Consider the following 21724-nt stretch of genomic DNA (forward strand, 5'->3'; position numbering starts at 1 on the left):
CTTCGCGATTGACTTGAAACATCCCGCATCACCTAACGCGTTGAAATCTCTGATTTCAGGCAGCGTCAGGTCTATCGCGAAACGATATAAACAATCAAATAAACACACCCAATAAAAACAAGAAAAATTCACAATGATATAAAACAAATACACCCCAAACACCCTGAAGAGACAGGCCGGGGCCGGATTTGTCCTCGCTGGGGAGCAACAAAAGCGACGTCGAAGCGAAAAACCGCTTCGACATGACTATCATGATTTGAAGTGTGTGTGGACCGGCTGCGGCGGCGTCAGGACGCCGACTTTTTCGCGTAGCGACGACCCAGCATCCCCAATCCGCCAAGACCGGCCAGCAACAGCGGCAGGGTCGAAGGGAGCGGAACCGGGGTCAGATCGCCGGCATATTCCAGGGTATCCAGATCGGACCGGAACTTGACCTCGCCAAAGATGCCGCCAGCCGCAAGGCCGGTGAAATCCACGAGCATTCCGGTGTAGAGGTCACCATCCGCCGCGCGCCCGGCAAGGTTCACATTGCCGAAATAGGTCGCATTGATCTCGCCTTCGAGATCCTGATACTCGGAATAAAGTTCAAAGGGGAAACCGAACGAGGATCCCGGTGTCGAGGGCAGAGACGGATCGCCAATAATGTAGCGCGTGTCTGTCGTGTCGAAAACCGAGCTTGCAGGAGCCACGTCGATGAAGATCGACGACAGCATGCGGGTCGTCCGCACTTCGAAGCCATCCCAGCTCATGTAAACCGTGGTGTCGATGCCGCGGGCCGCGCCGTCGATACTGTAATCAAACGCCCTGATTGCCTGCCACTCGATCTGTTCGCTCGTCCCGTCGGCATAGTTCGCCGTGATCAACGCACCATCGAGATCGACGCCTTCGGTACCGGTATTGCTGCGAAGACCATAGGTCGTTTCCTGCAAGCCGCTATCGACCGCACGATTGATATTGATCGTCGTGGCCTGTGCCACACCGATGGAAAACAAGGAAACTGCAATGGCTAGGGGGCCTGCCTTCAAGATCCTGAACAACACTTTAAACTCCACACTCACTAAACATTCAAAATCACTGGGTTGGGAGTATGCACCAGTTTGCGCTTTGCCGCAATGCCAAAACAGCGCGGGGAATTTTGTCGCAGGGTGCGTGTCGCGACGGCCGGCCGCCGCCGTCTGAGAGAGGCGAACACGCGCTTGATACAGGTTCAGGTTTGCACCGCAACCACCAGATTTTTATAATAAAAGACAATTCTAAAATCTCTTTGCGACTTCTCGAAGTTTTTGAAGCCGGCGCGACAGAGTGTGACCGGGATGTCACATCCTGGGCGGAGGGGATGCAAATCCACCTGCATCACATCGCGCAGGCTGCGGCCCTTTGACACCGGCGGGCGAAAACGGCGTTGTCAGGGAATCGGGTCCTTTCGAAACAGAAACGTTCGCCGGAACGGCGCCTGAGCGGGCCCGGAGCCAGCAAGGTTCCATACCATCCCGATCACCCGGCGCCCGCCAGCGCCGTTGTCACAATCCGTTCACCGGAACCTTGAGCATGGGCTTGCCATCCGCGTCGGTCGGGACCTCGCCTGCGCGCATGTTCACCTGCAAGGACGGGATAATGAGCCTGGGCATGGCAAGCTGCGCATCGCGTTCAGTACGGAACTTGACGAACTCGTCCCTGGTTTTCCCGCCACCTACGTGAATATTATGAGCTTTTTCTTCGCCAACCGATGTTTCCCACTGGATGTCGCGCCCATTGGGGCCATAGTCATGGCACATGAACAATCGCATGTCGTCGGGCAGCGCCAGAACCTTCTGGATGCTGTCATAAAGCACCCCCGCGTCGCCGCCCGGAAAATCCGCCCGTGCAGACCCGCCATCCGGCATGAACAGCGTGTCACCGACAAAGGCCGCGTCGCCCATCACGTGCACCATGCAGGCCGGCGTGTGGCCGGGCGTGTACATCGCAAAGGCCTGCATATTGCCCACCTGATAGGTGTCACCGTCTTCGAACAGCGCGTCAAACTGGCTGCCGTCGCGCTGGAAGTCCGTGCCTTCGTTGAACACCTTGCCGAATGTTTCCTGTATGACCATGATCTTGGAGCCGATGCCGATCCTGCCGCCCAGTTGCTGCTGAAGATACGGGGCGGCGCTCAGGTGGTCGGCATGAACATGGGTTTCTATGATCCATTCGAGCCTGAGCCCCTGCGCTTTGATCTGACCGATCAATTCGTCGGCGTGATCATAGGTGATGCGCCCGGCCGCATAGTCGATATCCATCACGCTGTCGATCACTGCGCAGGCGTCGGATGCCGGATCCCTGACGATATAGCTGATCGTGTTGGTGGCCTCGTCAAAGAACGCCTGTACCTCTGGTTTGACATTCATGTTCACTGGATAGTTCGTCATGTCTTGCTCCCAAATTTCACCACGCGGATCAGCGTCGGTCGGCGAGTCGGATGCTGATGCCCATTGTCGTCTCCTGTCTCACAGAAATGGAACCGTGACGCGCAAATAACAATTACGTTTTGCATCTCCGGCATCGAATTTCATGCCGTTCCGGTTTGCGACATATACGTGCCTCAGCAGGCATACGCAGTGTTCCAGTACGCGCGCGCATCGACAAGGCTGGAAACGATTACGTTCCCTCTGGTGCGCGCTCGCCCGCCGTCTTCGACGCGAGGCTGCTCATGTGTAAGGCACTTGGTCGATGCAGGACCGAATGACGCGCCTTACCTTGCGATCTGTCTCTGGACATTCTGTTTTCTGTATTAGATGCATCCCATCTGCATGTTGGCGCGCGGGCCGACGTCACCACCTTTTAACACGACAAGCGGAGCGTTCAACGATGACCGATATTCTCCGGGGTCTAATCGCCGGATTGGCGATCCTCATCGCACCGGTCGCAGCTTTGGCAGAGACCCCCATCGTGAAACTGATCACCGTCCCGACGGGCGAAACCGGCACCAAGCGGGTGTTCTTCGGTCGTGTCGTCGCCCGCGAGACCGTTGATCTCGCCTTTCAGGTCGGTGGGCAGATTGTCGAGTTTCCCGTCGAAGAGGGCGCGATGATCGCGCAAGGGTCGGTTGTCGCGAAACTCGACCAGATACCGTTCACGCTGGCTCGCGATGAAGCCCAGGCCAGAAGCGTTCAGGCGCATCGGACGCTTGAACGCTATCAGAAACTTCTGGGAAGCGCGGTGACCGAGACCGCCGTTCAGGACGAGGAGACCGCAGTGGAGCTTGCGGATCTCGCTCTGAGAAATGCCGAGCGCGCGCTATCGCAAGCCACGCTGAATGCCCCGTTCGATTCGATCGTGGCGACGCGTCTGGTGCCCAATTTCTCGACCATCTCGGCCGGAACACCGGTGGTGCGCCTGCATGACCTGTCCGACTTGCGCATCGAGATCGACGTTCCGGAAACCCTGTTCCAACGGGCGGGCAGCGCGGCAAAGGTCAATCTCCATGCGGAATTTCCCGCTGTGCCGGGGTCTTTTCCGCTCGAGCTGCGCGAATTCAACGCGGAGACCGAGCAGATCGGCCAGACTTACAAGATCACTCTGGGCATGGCGCCGCCCGAGGGCGAGCCGATCCTGCCCGGCTCATCGGCCAAGGTCACGGCGGTTCTCTATCTGGGCGCGCCGCGGATCGAGATACCGCTGTCGGCCATCGATATAGGCAATGATTCGGGCACCAGCGTCATGGTGTTCACCCCGACCGGCGCAAACGAAGGCACCGTAACCCGCACACCCGTTGAAATCGGCGCAACAAACAACGGCACTGTCGAATTGCTGTCGGGCGTCGAGCCGGGACAGGAGATCGTCGCGATCGGCGCAAATGCCTTGAAAGACGGGGCAACCGTGCGCCGGTTCGCGGGTTTCGGGAACTGAGCGCATCATGGATATCGCACGTTCGTCGATCGACCGCCCGATCTATACCTGGATCATCATCCTGACCTGTCTTCTGGGCGGCATCTGGGGATTCCTGTCGCTCGGTCGGCTGGAGGACCCGGCCTTTACCATCAAGACCGCCGTTGTCGTCACGCAATATCCCGGCGCGTCGGCGCATGAAGTGGCGCGCGAAGTCTCCGAACCCATAGAATCCGAGATCCAGAAGATGGGCGAAGTCGACGATATCCAGACGATGAACCAGCCGGGCCTGTCCTGGATTACGGTCAACATGCAGAACCAGTATGACGGCTCGGAACTGCCCGAAATCTGGACCAAGCTGCGCAACCGGGTGAGCGAGGCGCAACTGCCCCGCGGAACCTCGGTGCCCTTCGTCAATGACAGGTTCGGCGACGTCTACGGCATGTATTTCGCGGTAACCGCTCCGGGCTACAGCGACGCCGAAATCAATGAACTGGCGGAATTCCTGCGCTTGCAACTGCTTGCGGTGGAGGGCGTGTCCGATGTGGCGGTGTCGGGCCTGCCAAACGAGGTCATCTATGTGGAACCGGATTTCGCGCTGAGTGCGGCGCTCGGGATCCCGCCGGCCGCGATACAGGGCGCCATTGCCAGCGCCGACGAGATCGTCGCGGGCGGCACGATCCAGACGGAACAGGGCCGCACCCTGATCCAGCGCCCCGAAGGCTCGGACAGCGTATCAGAAATCGCCGCCCTGTCGATCGGTGTCGGTGGGCAGATCGTCAAACTGACCGATTTTACCAATGTCTATCGCGGACGCGAAGCCTCGCCCAATCTGATGGTGCGTCACAACGGCAGCGAGGCATTCACCCTGGGTGTTGCCGGTATTGCCTCCGAGAACATCGTGGAAGTAGGCAAGCGTGTCGACCGCAGGCTTGCGGAGTTGCAGGACCTGATCCCGGTCGGGGTTTCCGTGCAATCCATCTATCAGCAACATCAGGTGGTCGAGGAGGCCTCGAACGATTTTCTGGTGAACCTGGCGATGTCGGTTGCCATCGTGGTGGTTGTACTGGCGATATTCATGGGATGGCGCGCCGCGATCGTGGTGGGTGCGACCCTGCTGCTGACAGTTGTCGGCACGCTGTTCTTCATGGCGCTCGCCTCTATCGAAATGGAACGGATCTCGCTCGGGGCGCTGATCATCGCGATGGGGATGCTGGTCGACAACGCCATCGTGGTGGCCGAGGGCATGCAGTTTGCCATGCTCGGGGGCCAGTCATCGCGCGATGCGTCCTCCGAAGCCGCGCGCAAGACACAGATCCCCCTGCTCGGCGCGACCGTGATCGGAATCATGGCCTTTGCCGGCATCGGCCTCAGCCCCGACGCCACCGGCGAATTCCTGTTCTCTCTGTTTGCGGTCATCGGGATCTCTCTTCTGCTGTCCTGGGTTCTGGCGATCACGGTGACGCCGCTTCTGGGACACTACTTCTTCAAGCGCGGCAAGAGCGGCGCGGCGATCGGCTATGACGGCGCGCTGTTCCGCAGCTATTCCGCTTTCCTGCGCGTCTGTCTGCGCCTGCGATGGCTGGTGGTTGCAGTGCTCGTTGTGACCACGGTGGTGTGCTATGCGATGTTCGGACAGATCCGGCAGCAGTTCTTTCCCGACAGCAACACGCCGCTCTATTTCGTCCATTACAAACTGCCCCAGGGCGCCGCGATCCAGCAGACCTCGGCCGACCTGACCGTGCTCGAAGACTGGCTCGCCGCGCGCGAAGAGGTCACGAATGTGACCGCCTTTGCAGGGTCCGGCGCATCCCGCTTCATGCTGACCTATGACAGCGAGGATCCAAACCCGAGCTATGGCCACCTGATCGTGCGGGTGAGTTCGCTTGATGTCATCGAAAACGAGATGAACGCGCTTGAGGCCTTCGCGCAAACCGCAGTGCCGCAGGGCGAGTTTCGCGTGAAACGCCTGGCCTTTGGTCCGGGCGGAGGCGCTCCGATCGAGGTTCGCTTTTCGGGGCCCGATCCCGAAGTGCTGCGCGATCTGGCAGATCAGGCAATCGAACGGCTCGGAACAGCGTCGGACAACGTGATCGCCCCGCGCCAGGACTGGCGTGAAAAAGAGCTTGTCCTGCGTCCGCTCTATGCCGAGGATCGCGCCCAGGATGCGGGCATTTCGCGCTCGGACATCACCGAAGCCCTGCAATTCGCGACCGAAGGCATCACCGCCGGTACCTTCCGCGAAGGAGACCGCCAGATTCCAATCGTCATTCGCGCGCAGCAGGACGCGGGCCTCGCGCTCACCGATCACCTTCTCTATTCCGAGAGCCGCGACGCGACCATACCGATGCAACAGGTGATCGACGGATTCGTGTTCGAGGCGGAAGACACGCTGGTCCTGCGGCGGGACCGCGCGGATGTGATCACCGTTGGCGTCGACATTCCACGCGACATGACCGCGTCGGAAGTGTTGCTCGAGGTGCGGGACACGATCGAAACCATGCCGATCCCCGAGGGTTACAAGATGGAATGGGGCGGGGAACTCGAAAGCTCGACAGATGCGCAGGAGTCGCTCGGCAGACAGTTGCCGCTGAGCCTGATCATCATGATCCTGATCTCGATCCTGCTGTTCAATGCCTTGCGCCAGCCGCTGATCATCTGGCTGCTCGTGCCGATGGCCGTGAACGGAGTCAGCCTCGGGTTGCTGGGCACCGGCCTGCCCTTCACCTTTACCGCGTTGCTGGGCCTGTTGTCGCTCTCCGGGATGCTGATCAAGAACGGTATCGTTCTGGTCGAGGAGATCGACCTGACGCGCGAGGCCAAGCCCGACATGACGCTGACCGATGCGATTGTCGAAGCCTCGACATCGCGACTGCGCCCTGTCTTTCTGGCGGCATCGACGACCATTCTCGGGATGTTGCCGCTGATCTCGGACGCCTTCTTTCAGTCAATGGCGATCACGATCATGGGCGGTCTGGCCTTTGCGTCGGTGCTGACGCTGATCGCGGCGCCGGTGCTGTATTACCTCTTCTTCCGCCGCGCCGATGCCCGCCAGCGCAGTGCAGCCGACGCAGTGCCGGCATAAGGTTCAGGTTTTGCCGATGGCAGGCCGGCCCCTGAACGGGGCCGGTCCTGAGCCAGCTTCCGGATCGCTCAAACGGCCTCGTCCTCGACCGTGTTGCGCAGCGTTCCGATACCGTCCACTTCGATCTCGACCACATCTCCGGGGTGCAGATACCGGGGCGGGTCGAACCGGGCCCCCGCCCCCGTGGGCGTACCGGTGACGATGATGTCGCCCGGCTCAAGGGTCATGAAGGTCGAGATATATTCGATCTCCCTGCGGATCGGGAACATCATCCGCGACAGGACGTCATCCTGGCGCAGTTCGCCATTCACGCGGGTGACGATGCGCGCCTCATCAAGCTGTGCGGCGTCGGTGAAGGGCACGAGCCACGGCCCCATCGCGCCGGACCGGTCCCAGTTCTTGCCCTGCGTGACGTTGAACTTGGCATGGCGGACCCAATCGCGAATGGTGCCCTCGTTGCAGAGGGTCAGTGCCGCGATATGGTCATAGGCGTCGGCCTGCGAAATCCGCCGCCCGCCCTTGCCGATGACAATTGCGACCTCGCCCTCGTAATCGAGCGTGTGGCTTTCCGGCGGGCGGATCAACGGGCGATCATGGCCGGTGAAACCGCTGGCAAAGCGCGGAAACAGCGACATATATGCCGGCTGCGCGCTGCCGTCCTTGTATTCTGCATTGCGGTCCGGGAAATTCACCCCGACGCACAGGATGCGCGCGGCGTTCGGCAATACCATTTCATACCGGAACCGCGTGTGGCTGACCGATTTGTTCCCTGCGGCCTCGGTCAATGCGGTCAGCCCGTTGGCGCGGATCACGTCCAGCAAGGTCGGCCAGTCGGGAAAATCGGCGTCCAGCGCGATCATCCCGCCCTCTGCGACGGCTCCGTAATGCATCCGGCCATCGGCCGAATAAGTGGCAAATCTCATCATCTGCGCTCCTGCCGGTATCTTGGGTGTCTGGTCCGGACCATCCGTCAGGGCGCGATGATCGGGCTGGCGGTCAGGTCCGAGTCTCGCGTATCCGTGCCGACGAATTTGGTTCCGTGTTCGAACCAGCTGCGCGGAGCCGGAGCCCCCCAAAGCGTCTGGCGCTGCGGATCCCCGAGATCCCATTTGATCGGTTCCAGATCCGGATCGACGGTCTGATAATCCGAGCAGTATATCTCGATCCGGTGCCCGTCAGGGTCAAGAATATAGAGAAAGAACGCGTTCGAGATTCCGTGCCTGCCGGGTCCGCGCTCGATATTGCCCACATGGCCGGTGGTCGCCATCAGATCGAGCAGGTCGATGATGTTCAGCGGAGTCGGCACCCAAAAGGCAACGTGGTGCATACGCGGCCCGGTGCCGTTGGTGAACGCCATGTCGTGAACGCCGCCCTTGCGATGCAACCATGCGGCCCAGAGCTTCTTGCTGTCCTCGTCCTCGGTGTATTCGGTCACGCGGAAGCCGAAATCGCTGTAGAACGCGACCGAGGCATCGACATCCGGAGAGAAACAGTTGAAGTGGTCGATCCGCAGCGGTTTGACCCCGCGATACAACGCATATTTCTGATGGATCGGCTCAAGACGGTCCATCTTGTGATAAAATTCCAGAGGGATCCCGATATTGTCCGACGTCAGCAGCGTGCGTCCCTGATAGGGGCGCTCGACCCATTCCGTCGGACGACCCCTGGCCTTGAAATAGCGTTCTGCCTTGTCGAGATCCTCTTCGTCAAAGGTCTTGAACCCCATGACGTCAACGGTGCCGGGATTTCCCGACTGTTGCAGGATCACGCAATGATGCCCGCGCTCTTCCATGGCGCGCAAGTAAACATGCGTTTCACTTTCATCGGTGACCTGAAGGCCGAGGATCTCGGTGTAAAAGCGTTTGGACACAGCCAGATCGGCGACGTTCAGACACACGTGGCTGAGCCGGATGGTGTTGAAATCGGGATAAAGGTTGGGCGCTGGTACGGGCATCAGAGGGCTCCCAGTTTGGTGATCTTGTGCTGGCCGGTCGCAAAGCCGATGTGCTTTTGCTCCATGTAGAACTCAAAGGACCAGTCGCCGCCGTCCCGGCCGATGCCGCTGGACTTGACCCCGCCGAATGGCGTCGGCAGATGGCGGACGTTCTCCGAGTTCACCCAGATCATTCCCGCCTCAAGCCGGTCGGTGAACCGCAACGCGCGGGTCAGGTCGTTGGTCCAGACATATCCGGTCAGGCCGTAATCGGTGTCATTGGCGATGCGCAGGGCCTCTTCTTCGCTTGAAAACGGGATCGAGGTCAGCACAGGCCCGAAAATCTCTTCGCGCGCGATCCGCATCTGGTTGTTCGCCCCGGTAAACAGCGTGGGCCGCACGAAATACCCCTCGTCCCCGACCGCTTCGCCGCCCGCTGCGATCGTGGCACCATCTTCTCTGGCGATATCGAAATAACGTGTGACCTTGGAAAAATGCTCTTCCGTCACCAGCGGGCCGATTTCCGTCGCCGGATCCAGCGGGTGCCCGACCCGGATGTTCCGGACGCGCTCGACAAGGCGCGCTTCGAACTCCTCGCGGATGGTGTCCTGCACCAGCAGTCGCGAGGACGAGGTGCAGCGCTCGCCGTTGATCGAGTAGATCATGAAGATCACCGCATCCAGCGCGCGATCGAGATCGGCATCGTCGAATACGATCACCGGGTTCTTGCCGCCCAGTTCCAGATGGTTGCGCTTGAGCGTGTCGGCCCCCTGCCTGGTGATCAGGCTGCCCGTGCGGCTTTCACCGACAAAGGCGATGGCCTTGATCTTCGGGTGCTCGCACAGTGCTTTGCCGACCTCTTCGCCAAACCCGTTGACGGTGTTCAACACGCCCGGCGGCAAGCCGGCCTCTTCGGCAATTTCGACCAGCAGGCGCGCGGTCAGCGGCGAGGCCTCGGCCGGTTTGTGAACCACGGTACATCCGGCCGCCAGTGCCGGCGCGATCTTCCATGTCGACAGCATGAAGGGTGTATTCCACGGCGTGATGACACCGACAGGCCCGATTGGAACGCGGGTGGTCACGTTCATCAGTGTCGGTGATTTCAAATGCTGGCCGTCGCGTGCCTGCACCACCTGATCGGCAAAGTAGCGAAAGTTCTCGGCCCCGCGCAGTGCGGCCTTGGACATAAACCTGAGCGCCTGTCCGGTGTCCCAGCATTCGCAGAGCGCGATTTCTTCCGCCCGCGCCTCGATGCCCTCGGCCACGCGGATCAGTATCTTCTTGCGCTCGGTTGCCGGTATGTCGCGCCAATCGGCAAAGGCATCGGACGCCGCCTGTGCGGCCCGGTCTATATCCGCCGCCGTACCGTGGGCCACGTTGCAAATGACGTTCTTGTCAACGGGCGAGATCGACTGGAACTGCTTGCCATCCCCGCCCATGTCCTGGCCCGCGATGCGGTTTTCGATGCCGTTGTCGCGAAAGCGGGCAAGATAGCCTGCAAGCTTGCCCAGGTTGTCATCAAGTGCGCTCATGCGATATCCTCCAACGGCTTTCGGTAGGTTGAACTCCACCCGGAAAGCTCTGCGCCACATTTTATTAATATGTTAATTATTGTCAAGTTAAATAATATCGGCCTTGCATTGTCAAGCATCACTTGGCAGCAGAAAGCACCAACCCGCGCCGAATTCGAGCCAGTCCATGAAATCCAAGCTTCCCTCGACCTCCCGGTCCCTGCCGATCGCCCTCATCCGTGCGCGGGAAGGGGCGATGGCGCCCATACGGGACATGCTTGCCGATACCGGAATCACCGAACAGCAGTGGCGCATTCTGCGCGTATTGTCCGAGCATGGTGCGCTTGACTCTTCCACCCTCGCCGATCGTGCCAGCCTGCTTTTTCCCAGCCTGACGCGGATTGCGACAAAGATGCGCCAGAAGGGGCTGATCACCCAGACTCGCGACAAGGTCGACCGCCGCAGACAGGTGATCGAGATTACCGCGGCGGGTCAGGACATCATCGACGCACATACAGAGCAGGCCGCGCAGATCGTCGTCGGGTTTCGCAGGCGCATGGGGGACGAGAATTACGAGACCCTTCTCGACCTGCTCGCCCTGCTCGATCCGGGGCCGCGCGACTAAAGCCTTTCGCGATTGACTTGAAACATCTGGCATCACCTGACGCGTTGAAATTCTTGAGTTCAGGCAGCGTTGGGTGCTTCAGGCTTATCACGAAATGCTTTAGGCGGCGATCACGCCTTCGGCCCGCCAGGCGTCGAATATGCCAAGCGCGGTTTCCGCGAAAACCGCATCGTTGATATGGCCATCGATCCGATGAATGCTGACATTGTCAGGCGCGGCATCGACAAGCGTGCGCAGGAATTCTGCAAGCCCCTCCGGGTCGTGCAGCTCTGCGCCCTCTCTGTCCCACTCGCCCAGCCCGTGCGCGGGCAGGAGCAGCGCGGTCGGCCCGGTCGCCAGGGCAAGCTGCTGCGCGTGGGCGCGTGCGACGGTTTTGCGCTCTTCCGTGTTCAGCGTGATGCTGGTCAGCAGCCGGTTGTGCGGGCGCGGCTGGTGATCCTGCCACTTTTCCGGAACGGGTTGCCATCCGACGATGTCAACAAGATCATAGCATCCCGGCGCGACCAGCTGCGGCGTGCCGGCCTTGCCCGCATTGGTCAGCCGATCGGCCCCGGCCGAGATGTTCGACCCATGAACGTGGTTGCCGAGTTCCTGGGTACAGAAATCGAACACGCAGGCAAAGGCGCCTTGCCCGGCCAGGCTTTCAAAGGCACGGCCACCCATGCCGGTCGCGTGGAAAACGGCCACCTCGAACCCGCGTTCCTCAAGCGCCGGTTTCAGCGGTATGACGTATTTCAATGCCGAGGTTCCCAGCGACATCATCCCGATCAGCGGCTTGTCCATATCGGGCTTTTGCGCCGCACGCGCCGCGCCGAGCACTGCGCCGGCGGCCTGGCTCAACGATGCCTTGCATACCGAGTTGAGGCCATAGAGCCCACCGGCCCAGAGGATCATCTGGACGTCGGCGGCGACCCGCTCTGCCGGGATCAGCGGCGAGAAGGCCACGGTCGAGACAACGTATTTCGGAACCCCCAATGGCAGGCTGCAGCACACATCCAGCGCCAGGTCGGTGCCCATCGTGCCACCCAGCACGATCATCCCGTCGAACCGGCCTTCGAGATACAGGCGCGCCGCCAGAAGCGATGCCCCCCGCGCCATGATCTGCATCGCCTCGTTCTCCTCGCCCGCCGCAATGGCCGCGGCGATGCTGCTGCCCGCCTCGGCGGCGACATCGTGCTTGGAGTAAGCGGTCGCCGTCGTGGGATCACCCAGAACAGATACATCCATGCTGAGAACCCGTCCGCCCTGTTCGCGGATGACATCCGCGAGAAAGTCCAGCTCGTCATTCTTGGTGTCATAGGTTCCTATGACCAGAATGGTCTTGTCTGTCATCTCCGGCCCTCCTCCGAATTTGCGCCTAAAGCTTGATCCAGGCAGTCTTGAGATTGATGTATTTCTCCAGCGCGTGCAGCGACTTGTCATGCCCATTGCCCGATTGCCCCACCCCGCCGAGCGGCACCGTTCCGTCCGCGCCTCCGTAGGTATTGACATGCATGACGCCGGTCCGGACCCGCCGGATCATCCGGTGTGCCCGCGACAGGCTGGACGTCCAGACCGCCCCGGCCAGCCCGTATACCGTGGCGTTGGCAATGTTCACGGCTTCGTCCTCAGAGGCAAAGGGCGTCACCCCCAGAACCGGCCCGAAAACTTCCTTCTGCGCGAGCGTTGCCTGCGGCGTGACCCCGGTGAATATCGTCGGCTGCATGAAATAGCCGCCGGTTTCCTGCAACACACGGCTCCCGCCGGTGACAAGCTCGGCCCCTTCCGCGGTTGCTGTCTGAACGAATTCGAGGTTCTGGCGAAGCTGTGTCTCGGAATTCACCGCGCCAATCGCGGTTTCGAGACTGAGCGGATCGCCAACCCGCATGCTTTCCGCGATCTCTGCGACCCGCGCGACGAACGCATCATGGATATCCGCCTGGACAAGCAGACGTGACCCGGCAACGCAAACCTGGCCCGCATTGCGAAAGATGCCCTGCGCAGCAACCTGTGCGGCCTCATCGAGGTTCGGGGCATCGGCAAATACGATATTGGGAGATTTGCCGCCCAATTCGAGATAAACTCGTTTCATGTTGGATCGCGCCGCATATTCCATCAGACGCCGTCCGGTGGTGCCGGATCCCGTGAACACCAGCACATCCACGTCCATCGACAGGCCCATCGCCTCGCCAACGACTGCGCCCTCGCCGGTGATCGCGTTCAGAACGCCGTCCGGCAACCCCGCCTCATGCGCCAGGTCAACCATGCGCATCAGGGACAGCGACGCGGTTTCGGCGGGCTTCAGCACCACGGAATTGCCCATCGCCAATGCCGGGCCAAGTTTCCACGCGCCGATCATCAGCGGGAAATTCCAGGGGATGATCGCGCCGACCACGCCCACCGGCTCCTTGTGGATCATCCCGAGCACGTCATCCTGTGTCGGTGCGATCTCGCCATATACCTTGTCGAGCGCCTCGGCGTAATAGCGTATGGTCGCCGCCGCAGATCCCGGCTCGGCCTTGAGCGCCATCCCGATTTCCGTGCCATTGTCACGCACCCCCAGAACCGCAAGTTCCAGCGCATGCGCTTCGATCAGATCCGCCCATCTGTGCAAAACCTTCTTGCGCGCGGCGGGTGGCTGACCGGCCCAACGCCGGTCCTCGAACGCCTGACGGGCGGTTGCGATTGCGGCCTGCATGTCCGCCACCGTTCCCCTCGCGACAGTGGTCAGAACCTGCCCGTCCAACGGTGACACCACATCCATCGTTGCGCCGTCCGAGGCGGCGACATGACGCCCGTTTATCATGTGCAACCGGCGCGGAACCGCATTTTTTCGCAGTGCGTCAATCCTGACCTGATCCATTTCATCGCGCCTTTCAGTGCTACAAGTCCGTTTTTTGTCAGTGATATAGAGAGACAAACTAAAGTAATTTCCTTGGTCGCCCATATACCCTCACCTATCAATGGTTCATATAATGAACCGCAGGTTTAATAAAACTATTGCTTTATCAATCAATACATGTCAATTTCTTTTTCAGCCTCAAATGGAGCCTCGACGTCCCGTGTCATCCGCAGTCAAGACCATTGCCCTGCTGTCGCATTTCTCTGCGACCCGGCCGGAGATCGGCCTGTCCGAGTTCTGCCGGCTTGCCGGGCGTGACAAGGCGACAACGCATCGACACCTTCAGGCGCTTGAGGAAAGCGGTTTTGTCGAGCAAAATCCGGTGACAAAGGCCTATCGGCTTGGTCCCGTGGTGTTGCAACTGGCGCGCACCCGCGAACTGACCATGCCGCGCAAGGCGGGTGCCGAAACGGTTGCATCGCGAATTGCCGAGACCACCGGCGAAACGGTGCACGTTTCGGTTCTTTCCGGGTCAACGCTCTATCCGCTCACCTCGTGTGAATCCGACAAGCACAGCACCAGGGTCATCATAGACGTGCAGACCTTTCCCCTGCACGCCACGGCGTCGGGAATATGTGCGTTGGCCTTTGGGCCCCAAGAACTTCTCAAGGTGGCTTGCGGCGATATGCATGCGTTCACCCGCGACACGCCAACGTCGCCCGAGGTGTTGGAGCGTGCGGTGGATGCCGCGCGGCAAACCGGATTTGCACGCTCCGACCGTGGATACGAGGAAGACGTGAGCAGCATCTCCGCGCCGATTTTCGATCAGAGCGGACTGTTCGCCGGTGCGGTTTCGGTGGCAAGCGTCACCTCCCGGTTCACCCCCGAACTCCAGCGCCGCATCCAGAGCGAGCTGATCGCCGCGAGCCGCGAAATCTCGCGCAACTGGGGCGGCAAAGTGCCTGAGAACATCGAATCCGTCTGGCGCTTACATACGAAAATACAAGAAGTTAAGGACGTAACCTCATGAAAGACTCGAACTTTCTGAAAGAAATCAACGCGCGCATGATGTGGCATCCGATGACGTCCCCCAAGGACAGCATCGACAATCCGCCAAAAATCGTGACCGAAGCCAGCGGCGTCAGCATCACCGATATCGACGGGCACAGCGTGGTGGATGCCGTGGGGGGGCTTTGGAACGTCAATCTCGGATATTCCTGCCAGCCGGTCAAAGATGCCATCGCCGATCAGTTGGCGCGGTTGCCCTATTATTCGACCTTCCGGGGGACGTCCAACGACGTCGCGATCGAACTGTCCTATGAGTTGACCGATTTCTTTGCCCCCGACGGGATGCAGCGTGCATTTTACACATCCGGCGGGTCGGATTCCGTGGAAACGGCGCTGCGTCTGGCGCGGCAGTATCACAAGCTGCGTGGCGAGGCCGGGCGCACCAAGTTCCTCAGCCTGAAGAAAGGCTACCACGGCACTCATATCGGTGCCGCAAGCGTCAACGGCAATGCCAATTTCCGCAACGCCTATGAACCCTTGCTGCCGGGCTGCTATCACATTCCCGCGCCTTACACATATCGCAACCCGTTCAATGAAACCGATCCGGCGAAGCTGGCGCAACTCTGTGCCGCGGCGCTTGAGGACGAGATCGCGTTTCAGGGGGCAAACACGATTGCGGCGATGATCATGGAGCCGATCCTTGGCGCCGGCGGCGTGATCCCGCCGCATGCCTCTTTTGCGCCGATGGTTCAGGACATCTGCAACCGGCATGGCATCCTGCTGATCACCGACGAGGTCATAACCGCCTATGGCCGCACCGGCGCGTGGTCGGGCGCACGTCTCTGGGGCATCCAGCCCGACATGATGTGCACCGCCAAGGCCATCACCAACGGCTTCTTTCCCTTCGGGGCGGTGATGATTGGCGAGCGGCTGGTCGATGTCTTTGAAGGCAACGACCAGGCCAAGATCGCGCATGGCTACACCTATTCCGGCCATCCGGTCGGCGCCGCAGCGGCGCTTGCCTGCCTGGCCGAGACCAGGCGCCTGAACGTCACCGAGAACGCCGCCGCACGCGGGACGCAATTGTTCGAGGGATGCAAGGCCCTGCAGGAGAAATACGAGACCATCGGCGATGTGCGCGGCGGCCACGGGTTGATGACCGCCATCGAAATGGTCAGTGACCGGGCCACGAAGAAGCCGATCGACGCCGCCCGCGCCGCGACGGTTCAGGAAGTCGCATATGATGCGGGTGCGATGGTGCGCGTTTCGGGACCGAATATCATCCTGTCCCCGCCCCTGGTGCTGTCCGAGCAGGACGCCGCCGCCATCCTGTCGGCGCTCGACGCCGGCTTTGCATCTCTGTGAGGCGCAAGATGCCCGATAATTACGTCGCCGTGGCGGGTATCTGGGGCGGGCCTCTCTGCATCGGCAGCGACGGCATCAGGATAGATCTGCCTGGCGGCAACTGACATCGCATGAAATGTCGACCCGCACGTTTCTTCAGCAAGGAAATACACCCCGAAACCCACTGAAAGCAAACCAACCAACACCACAGGGAGACTGAAACAAATGAAGAAGATCATGCTCTCCGCTGCCTGCGCAGCGGTCGCACTCGCCACGACGGCATGGGCGGAATATCCGGAAAAACCTGTGTCGTTCGTCGTACCGTGGCCTCCGGGTGATCTCGAAGACGTTCTGACGCGGATCATCGCCAGCGAATTTCAGGAGATGTATGGCGTTCCGACCGCTGTCGTGAACAAACCCGGCGGTGGCGGTGGCCCATTTCCCGGAGCCGTCGAAGTGGCGACCGGGCCCGCCGACGGCTATACCATCGGATCCTTCGTGACCGATGTTCCCATCGGGGGTCCCAAGATCGGCATTCCCGAACTGTCGCCGAACCCGTTCGAGCCGGTCGGCATCTTTCTGACCTACCCGTTCGTGATCGCATCGGCCAGGAACGCACCGTTTGCAAATTGGGAAGAGCTGGCCGCCTACGCGCAGGACAATGACGTGGCGGTCGGTCATTTCGGCTCGTTCCTGCCGCCCACGCAGGTCACCTTTGCCGCTGCCATCGAGTCGGGTTTCGATTTCGCCTCGGAAGCCGCGTTTGACGCGCTCGACTGCAACACGCTCGCCTCGGGTGACGTGGATGTCATCAACACCACGCTGCAACTCATCCTGCCCTGTCTGGATGACGTGAATGTGCTTCTGAGCATCGGCAGCGAGCGGATCGCCCTGACCCCGGACACGCCTACGGTGAGCGAAGTGCATCCCGAACTGGGCCTGTCACTCTGGAACGGTCTGTTCGTGCACAAGGACGTGCCGGCAGAGGCGCGTGAAAAGATCGAAGCGGCGGCGACCAAGGCGCTTCAGTCGGACAAGGCGCAGGCCATGATCCAGGAAACCGGCGCGCTGGTCTACTGGCAGAATGCCGGCGAAGCCGCCGCCCAGATCGACGCCGATACAGCCACGATTGCGCGGATCGAAGCACTGCTTGGCGAATAGTCGAACCGATGGCGCCGGGAGCATTCCCGGCGCCACCGACAGAGGAGGAAACGACATGATCGCACGCACGCTTCAGGATATGTTCAGACGCTACAGGCGGCCGGGTGATGTCGTGTTTGCGCTGGCCTTTCTGGCGCTCTCGGTCTTCCTGATCTCGCAGCTTGGCGAGCAGACCGAAGTCACCAAGCGCACGAAATGGTACGCGCAACCTGCACTCTGGCCAACGATTTCACTCTATGCGATGTGTGCCTTCGCCTTTCTGCACTGGCTCAGCTCGGCGATGTCTCCGCGCATTGCCGGCCGCTGGAAAGAAGTTGCGCTTTGGCTGCGCAGCCTGGAATATGTCGCCTATTTCCTGATCTACGTGATTGCGGTGCCGGTCCTCGGCTACCTGCCGTCAACCATGATCTTTTGCGTCTTTCTCGCGATCCGCACCGGGTTCCGGCAGGCGCGCTGCATTGCGATTGCCGCCCTCTTCGCGGTTGTCGTCGTGATCGTGTTCCGTGGCCTTCTGGCGGTCAAGATCCCCGCCGGTGCGATTTACGACCATCTGCCCGAAACGCTTCGTTCGTTTGCACTTATCTATCTGTGAGGGATCATGGCTGACCTGCTTTCCGGCTTCGAGATCCTGCTGCAATGGCAGGTTATCGCCGCGCTCTTCATCGGGTCCATCGGCGGCGTTCTCATCGGCGCGCTGCCGGGCGTCGGCGCTGCCGTGGCCATCGCGATCCTGCTGCCCGCGACATTTGCATTTCCTCCGATCGTCGGGCTGACCCTGCTGCTCGGAGTTTATGGATCCTCGATGTATGGCGGCGCCATTCCCGCCATCCTGATCAACACGCCCGGCACCGCCGTCAACGCGCTGACCACATATGACGGTTATCCCATGACCAGGCGTGGCCAGGGTCACCGGGCGTTGTCGCTCGCCTATTCCGCGTCGTTCTTCGGTGGCGTGTTCTCGATCATCTGCCTTGTCGTGCTCTCGCCGGTGCTGGCGTGGATCGCACCACAGTTCGGCAGCCGCGAGATTTTCCTGGCCGCACTGCTGGGTATCGTTCTGGTGGTGCTCGCTCATCGCGGGCAGGTGTTTGCGGCGGGCATGCTGGCGGCGTTCGGCATGTTCCTGAACACGGTGGGACTGGAGCCTGCGAAATACACCAACCGCTTCACGTTCGAGCAAAGCTGGCTGACCTCTGGCATCGACCTGATCGTGGTCGTTCTGGGGCTGTTTGCAGTCGCGCAGGCCTTTCTGCTGCTTCTGGAAAAGAACCATGTTCCCGAAAGCACCCGCGTCGAAGGCAACATCTTGTCCGGCCTCAAGGAGCTTTTTGGCATCAAGCGTGTGGCGACCGTATCGTCGGGGATCGGTGTGATACTGGGTATGCTGCCCGGCACCGGCGAATTCACCTCGCAATTCATGTCCTATACCTACGCCCAGAAAACCTCGAAAGAGCCCGAGAAATTCGGCGATGGCTCGCCCGAGGGGCTGGTCGCATCCGAAGCGGCGAACAACGCGGTGCCCGGGGCCGCGATGATCCCGCTGCTCGCGCTTGGCATTCCGGGCGAGGCACTGACCGCGATGATGCTGTCGGTGTTTTACGTTCACAACGTGATCCCCGGTCCGCAGCTTTTTCAGGACCAGATGGATTTCGTTCTGGCAATCTACATGTCGTTGTTGCTGCTGAACGTCATCGTGCTGGTCTTTCTGCTGTTTTCGACCAATCTTCTGCTGAAGGTCGTGCAAATTCCCACCCGTTTCATCGGCATCATGATTTTGACGCTTGCCTTTGTCGGGGTCTACAGCCTGCGCAATTCGATCACCGATTGTGCTCTGGCCGCGGGCTTCGGGGTTTTCGGGCTGATCCTCAAGCGACTGGACCTGCCGATCGTTCCGATCATTCTCGGGATGGTTCTGGGCGGCATCATGGAGGTCAAGCTGCGCAGCGCCATGGCCCGCGTCAAGGAGCCGCTCGATTTCATCGACCGGCCCATCGCGGCCATCCTGTTCGGCCTGATCGTCCTGGTTCTTCTGCTGCATTTCAGGACGCTCTATTTCGAGTTCCGCAACAAGCTTCGTCCGCAGCCCGACGGGCCTCCGCTGGATGCCGAGCATCCGAACCAGCAAAGCTAGGAACTCTGCAATGACCCTGTCTCGCAAGTCGCAAGAACTGATGGATCGGCGCAGCAGGCTGCTCGGCCCGAACGTACCGACATTCTACCAAGAGCCGGTCCATTTCGTGAAAGGCGAAGGCGTCTGGCTATGGGATGCGGAGGGGCGCAAATATCTGGATTGCTATAATAACGTGCCGCATGTCGGGCACTGCAACCCGCGTGTGGTGGAGGCGATCTGCCGGCAGGCGCGCACACTGAACACGCATACGCGTTACCTGCACGAGGGCATACTCGACTATGTCGACAGGCTGACCGGCACGATGGCACCGTCGCTTGACACCGCGATCATGACCTGCACAGGGTCCGAGGCCAACGACATTGCCCTGCGCATGGCAGAGGCGGTCACCGGCAAGCGCGGCATCATCGCAACCGATGCGACCTATCATGGCAACACCGCGCTGGTCAGCCAGTTGGGCCAGTCGAACCTGCCTGCTGTCGGTTTCGGGCTGGAGCAGTATGTGCGATATGCCGAGGCTCCGGACAGCTATCGCCACCCGGATCCCGATGGCGCCCGGTTCGCGCAATCCGTCGCAGAGCAGATCGCCGCACACGAAGAGACCGGGACCGGGTTTGCCGCGCTCATCATTTGCCCGTTCTTTCTGAACGAAGGGTTCCCCGATCATCCCGACGGCTGGCTGGCCCCGGTTGCAGAGGTCGTGCGCAAGGCCGGGGGGCTGCTGATCTGTGACGAAGTGCAGTCCGGGTTCGGACGCACGGGCACGCATCTCTGGGCACATGAAAAGATGGGCGTCGTGCCCGATATCGTCGTTCTGGGGAAACCGATGGCGAACGGCCATCCCGTCGGGTGCGTGGTGGCAAACCGGGACATTGTCGGAGCCTTCCGCAAAGGGTATCGCTATTTCAACACCTTCGGTGGCAACCCGGTGTCCTGCGCCGCCGCGATGGCCGTGCTGCAGGAAATCGAGGAGCAAGGGTTGCTCGCCAATGCGAGAACGGTCGGGGCGCATGCGATTGCGCGGCTGAACGCACTCAGGCAGAAATACGATGTGATCGGCGATGTGCGCGGGTCCGGGCTTATTTTCGGGGCTGAAATGGTGCTCGACCGGGCGCACAAGCAACCCGCGATCGCGTTCACCGATCGTGTCATCAACGCGATGCGCCAACGTGGCATCATCCATTCCAAGCTGGGCCGGCATAAAAACGCGCTCAAGATCCGCCCGCCCATGCCGTTTTCAGTCGAGAATGCGGATTTGCTGTTTGACACGCTGGACGATGTGCTGGCCAACACGCCGGTCGCCGCGTGATCGGGATCGTCGACGACGCGCTGCGGATGTGGCGCATGCAGGGCGCAGAAATCACATTCATCGCCGCCCGCGAGAACCGGGTCTATCGGGTCGAACACGCTGGCCGGCAGTATGCGTTGCGACTGCACCGGCAGGGGTATCGCAGCGACGCGGAATTGCGCTCCGAGCTTGACTGGATGGCTGCCGTCGCGAGGGGCGGTCTCGTGGTCCCTGCCCCGTTCCCCTCGGATTCGGGTGCGCTGCTGCACGTCATTCAGGGTGTGCAGGTCGATATGCTCAGCTGGCTGCCGGGACGCCCCCTTGGCGACATGGGGCACGTTCCGGACAGACCCGGACTGTTCCGCGCGCTTGGGCGCGACATGGCGCGCCTGCACGAGGTTTCGGATGCGTGGCCGCGCCCGGACGGGTTCGTGCGTTGCAACTGGGACCGTGCGGGTCTGCTTGGAGAGGCCCCGTTATGGGATCGGTTCTGGGAGAATCCGGACCTGTCAGATCAGGATCGCACCCTTTTCGAAACCCTGCGCAAAGATGCCGATGCCACGCTGAAACACCTGGAAAACGATCTGGATTACGGGTTGATCCACGCCGATCTGGTTGTCACGAATGTCATGACCGATGGCACGCAAGTGGCGTTCATCGACTTTGACGACGGAGGATTCGGGTTTCGGCTCTTCGAACTCGCGACAGCCTTGCTTCGACAGATGTCCGAGCCTGACTATGCGGCGCTGCGGGACGCCCTGATCGGCGGGTATCGGTCGGTTCGGGCCATCGACACAACGCCTCTCGATCTCTTTCTCGTCCTGCGCGCCATGACCTATGTAGGCTGGAACATCACCCGCATGGACGAAGATGGTGGCAAAGCGCGCAACGCGCGCTTCATCAGCACTGCCCGAACGCTGGCCGAGACCTATCTCCGGGAAGTAGGCGGGCGCTGA

General features: G+C 60.8%; 17 protein-coding genes. 10 read left to right on the forward strand and 7 right to left on the reverse strand.

From position 1 onward, the window contains the following. Nucleotides 1-287 precede the first annotated feature (287 nt). Together AB9K34_RS01840 and AB9K34_RS01845 are read right to left on the reverse strand one after the other, a co-directional pair. Nucleotides 288-992, reverse strand: coding sequence for a PEP-CTERM sorting domain-containing protein (locus AB9K34_RS01840; RefSeq protein ID WP_369952745.1), 705 nt, complete (start codon nucleotides 990-992; stop codon nucleotides 288-290). A gap of 528 nt (nucleotides 993-1520) precedes the next feature. Then, complete coding sequence (locus tag AB9K34_RS01845) at nucleotides 1521-2405, reverse strand: MBL fold metallo-hydrolase (RefSeq protein ID WP_369952746.1); 885 nt, start codon at nucleotides 2403-2405, stop codon at nucleotides 1521-1523. Between the two features lie 439 nt (nucleotides 2406-2844). Between AB9K34_RS01845 and AB9K34_RS01850 the strand changes: the two genes are divergently transcribed. Together AB9K34_RS01850 and AB9K34_RS01855 are read left to right on the forward strand one after the other, a co-directional pair. Next, complete coding sequence (locus AB9K34_RS01850) at nucleotides 2845-3885, forward strand: efflux RND transporter periplasmic adaptor subunit (protein ID WP_369952747.1); 1041 nt, start codon at nucleotides 2845-2847, stop codon at nucleotides 3883-3885. 7 nt (nucleotides 3886-3892) lie between these two features. Next, nucleotides 3893-6949, forward strand: coding sequence for an efflux RND transporter permease subunit (locus AB9K34_RS01855; RefSeq protein WP_369952748.1), 3057 nt, complete (start codon nucleotides 3893-3895; stop codon nucleotides 6947-6949). 68 nt (nucleotides 6950-7017) lie between these two features. Here AB9K34_RS01855 and AB9K34_RS01860 read toward each other — a convergent pair whose 3' ends face one another. The 3 genes from AB9K34_RS01860 to hpaE are packed head-to-tail and all read right to left on the reverse strand — an operon-like array spanning nucleotide 7018 to nucleotide 10414. Next, a complete protein-coding gene (locus AB9K34_RS01860) occupies nucleotides 7018-7872 on the reverse strand; it encodes a fumarylacetoacetate hydrolase family protein (RefSeq protein ID WP_369952785.1) in 855 nt (284 codons plus the stop codon). A 47-nt stretch (nucleotides 7873-7919) separates the two neighbouring features. Then, nucleotides 7920-8903: a 3,4-dihydroxyphenylacetate 2,3-dioxygenase gene (gene hpaD / locus AB9K34_RS01865; protein ID WP_369952749.1), complete on the reverse strand. Its 984-nt coding sequence runs from the start codon at nucleotides 8901-8903 to the stop codon at nucleotides 7920-7922. Next, a complete protein-coding gene (hpaE, locus tag AB9K34_RS01870) occupies nucleotides 8903-10414 on the reverse strand; it encodes a 5-carboxymethyl-2-hydroxymuconate semialdehyde dehydrogenase (RefSeq protein ID WP_369952750.1) in 1512 nt (503 codons plus the stop codon). The genes hpaD and hpaE overlap by 1 nt, the downstream gene beginning before the upstream one ends. A 166-nt stretch (nucleotides 10415-10580) precedes the next feature. Between hpaE and hpaR the strand changes: the two genes are divergently transcribed. Next, nucleotides 10581-11018, forward strand: a complete 438-nt coding sequence (gene hpaR, locus AB9K34_RS01875; protein WP_369952751.1) for a homoprotocatechuate degradation operon regulator HpaR — start codon at nucleotides 10581-10583, stop codon at nucleotides 11016-11018. 99 nt (nucleotides 11019-11117) lie between these two features. Here the strand turns inward: hpaR and AB9K34_RS01880 are convergent, their stop codons facing one another. Together AB9K34_RS01880 and AB9K34_RS01885 are read right to left on the reverse strand one after the other, a co-directional pair. After that, nucleotides 11118-12350 carry a Tm-1-like ATP-binding domain-containing protein gene (locus tag AB9K34_RS01880; protein ID WP_369952752.1) on the reverse strand — a complete coding sequence of 411 codons (1233 nt, stop codon included), beginning with the start codon at nucleotides 12348-12350 and terminating at the stop codon, nucleotides 11118-11120. 25 nt (nucleotides 12351-12375) lie between these two features. Further along, nucleotides 12376-13860, reverse strand: a complete 1485-nt coding sequence (locus tag AB9K34_RS01885) for an aldehyde dehydrogenase (RefSeq protein ID WP_369952753.1) — start codon at nucleotides 13858-13860, stop codon at nucleotides 12376-12378. A gap of 112 nt (nucleotides 13861-13972) precedes the next feature. On the opposite strand from AB9K34_RS01885, the gene AB9K34_RS01890 reads away from it, so the two are divergent. The 7 genes from AB9K34_RS01890 (at nucleotide 13973) to AB9K34_RS01920 (ending at nucleotide 21724) form a co-directional block, all read left to right on the forward strand. Next, entirely contained in the window at nucleotides 13973-14869 is an 897-nt protein-coding gene (locus tag AB9K34_RS01890) for an IclR family transcriptional regulator (protein WP_369952754.1), read from the forward strand. Further along, entirely contained in the window at nucleotides 14866-16212 is a 1347-nt protein-coding gene (locus tag AB9K34_RS01895; RefSeq protein WP_369952755.1) for an aspartate aminotransferase family protein, read from the forward strand. Before AB9K34_RS01890 ends, AB9K34_RS01895 begins: the two co-directional genes overlap by 4 nt. Nucleotides 16213-16416: 204 nt before the next feature. Beyond that, entirely contained in the window at nucleotides 16417-17352 is a 936-nt protein-coding gene (locus AB9K34_RS01900) for a tripartite tricarboxylate transporter substrate-binding protein (protein WP_369952756.1), read from the forward strand. A 55-nt stretch (nucleotides 17353-17407) separates the two neighbouring features. After that, nucleotides 17408-17944: a tripartite tricarboxylate transporter TctB family protein gene (locus AB9K34_RS01905; protein ID WP_369952757.1), complete on the forward strand. Its 537-nt coding sequence runs from the start codon at nucleotides 17408-17410 to the stop codon at nucleotides 17942-17944. A gap of 6 nt (nucleotides 17945-17950) precedes the next feature. After that, a complete protein-coding gene (locus AB9K34_RS01910; protein WP_369952758.1) occupies nucleotides 17951-19483 on the forward strand; it encodes a tripartite tricarboxylate transporter permease in 1533 nt (510 codons plus the stop codon). Nucleotides 19484-19493: 10 nt separating this feature from the next. Continuing rightward, nucleotides 19494-20789 (forward strand): aspartate aminotransferase family protein, encoded by a 1296-nt coding sequence (locus tag AB9K34_RS01915; protein WP_369952759.1) that lies wholly within the window; start codon nucleotides 19494-19496, stop codon nucleotides 20787-20789. Between the two features lie 35 nt (nucleotides 20790-20824). Continuing rightward, nucleotides 20825-21724, forward strand: a complete 900-nt coding sequence (locus AB9K34_RS01920) for a phosphotransferase enzyme family protein (RefSeq protein ID WP_369952760.1) — start codon at nucleotides 20825-20827, stop codon at nucleotides 21722-21724.

It is taken from the genome of Sedimentitalea sp. XS_ASV28 (assembly GCF_041224545.1).
In the GTDB taxonomy this organism is placed as follows: domain Bacteria; phylum Pseudomonadota; class Alphaproteobacteria; order Rhodobacterales; family Rhodobacteraceae; genus Sedimentitalea.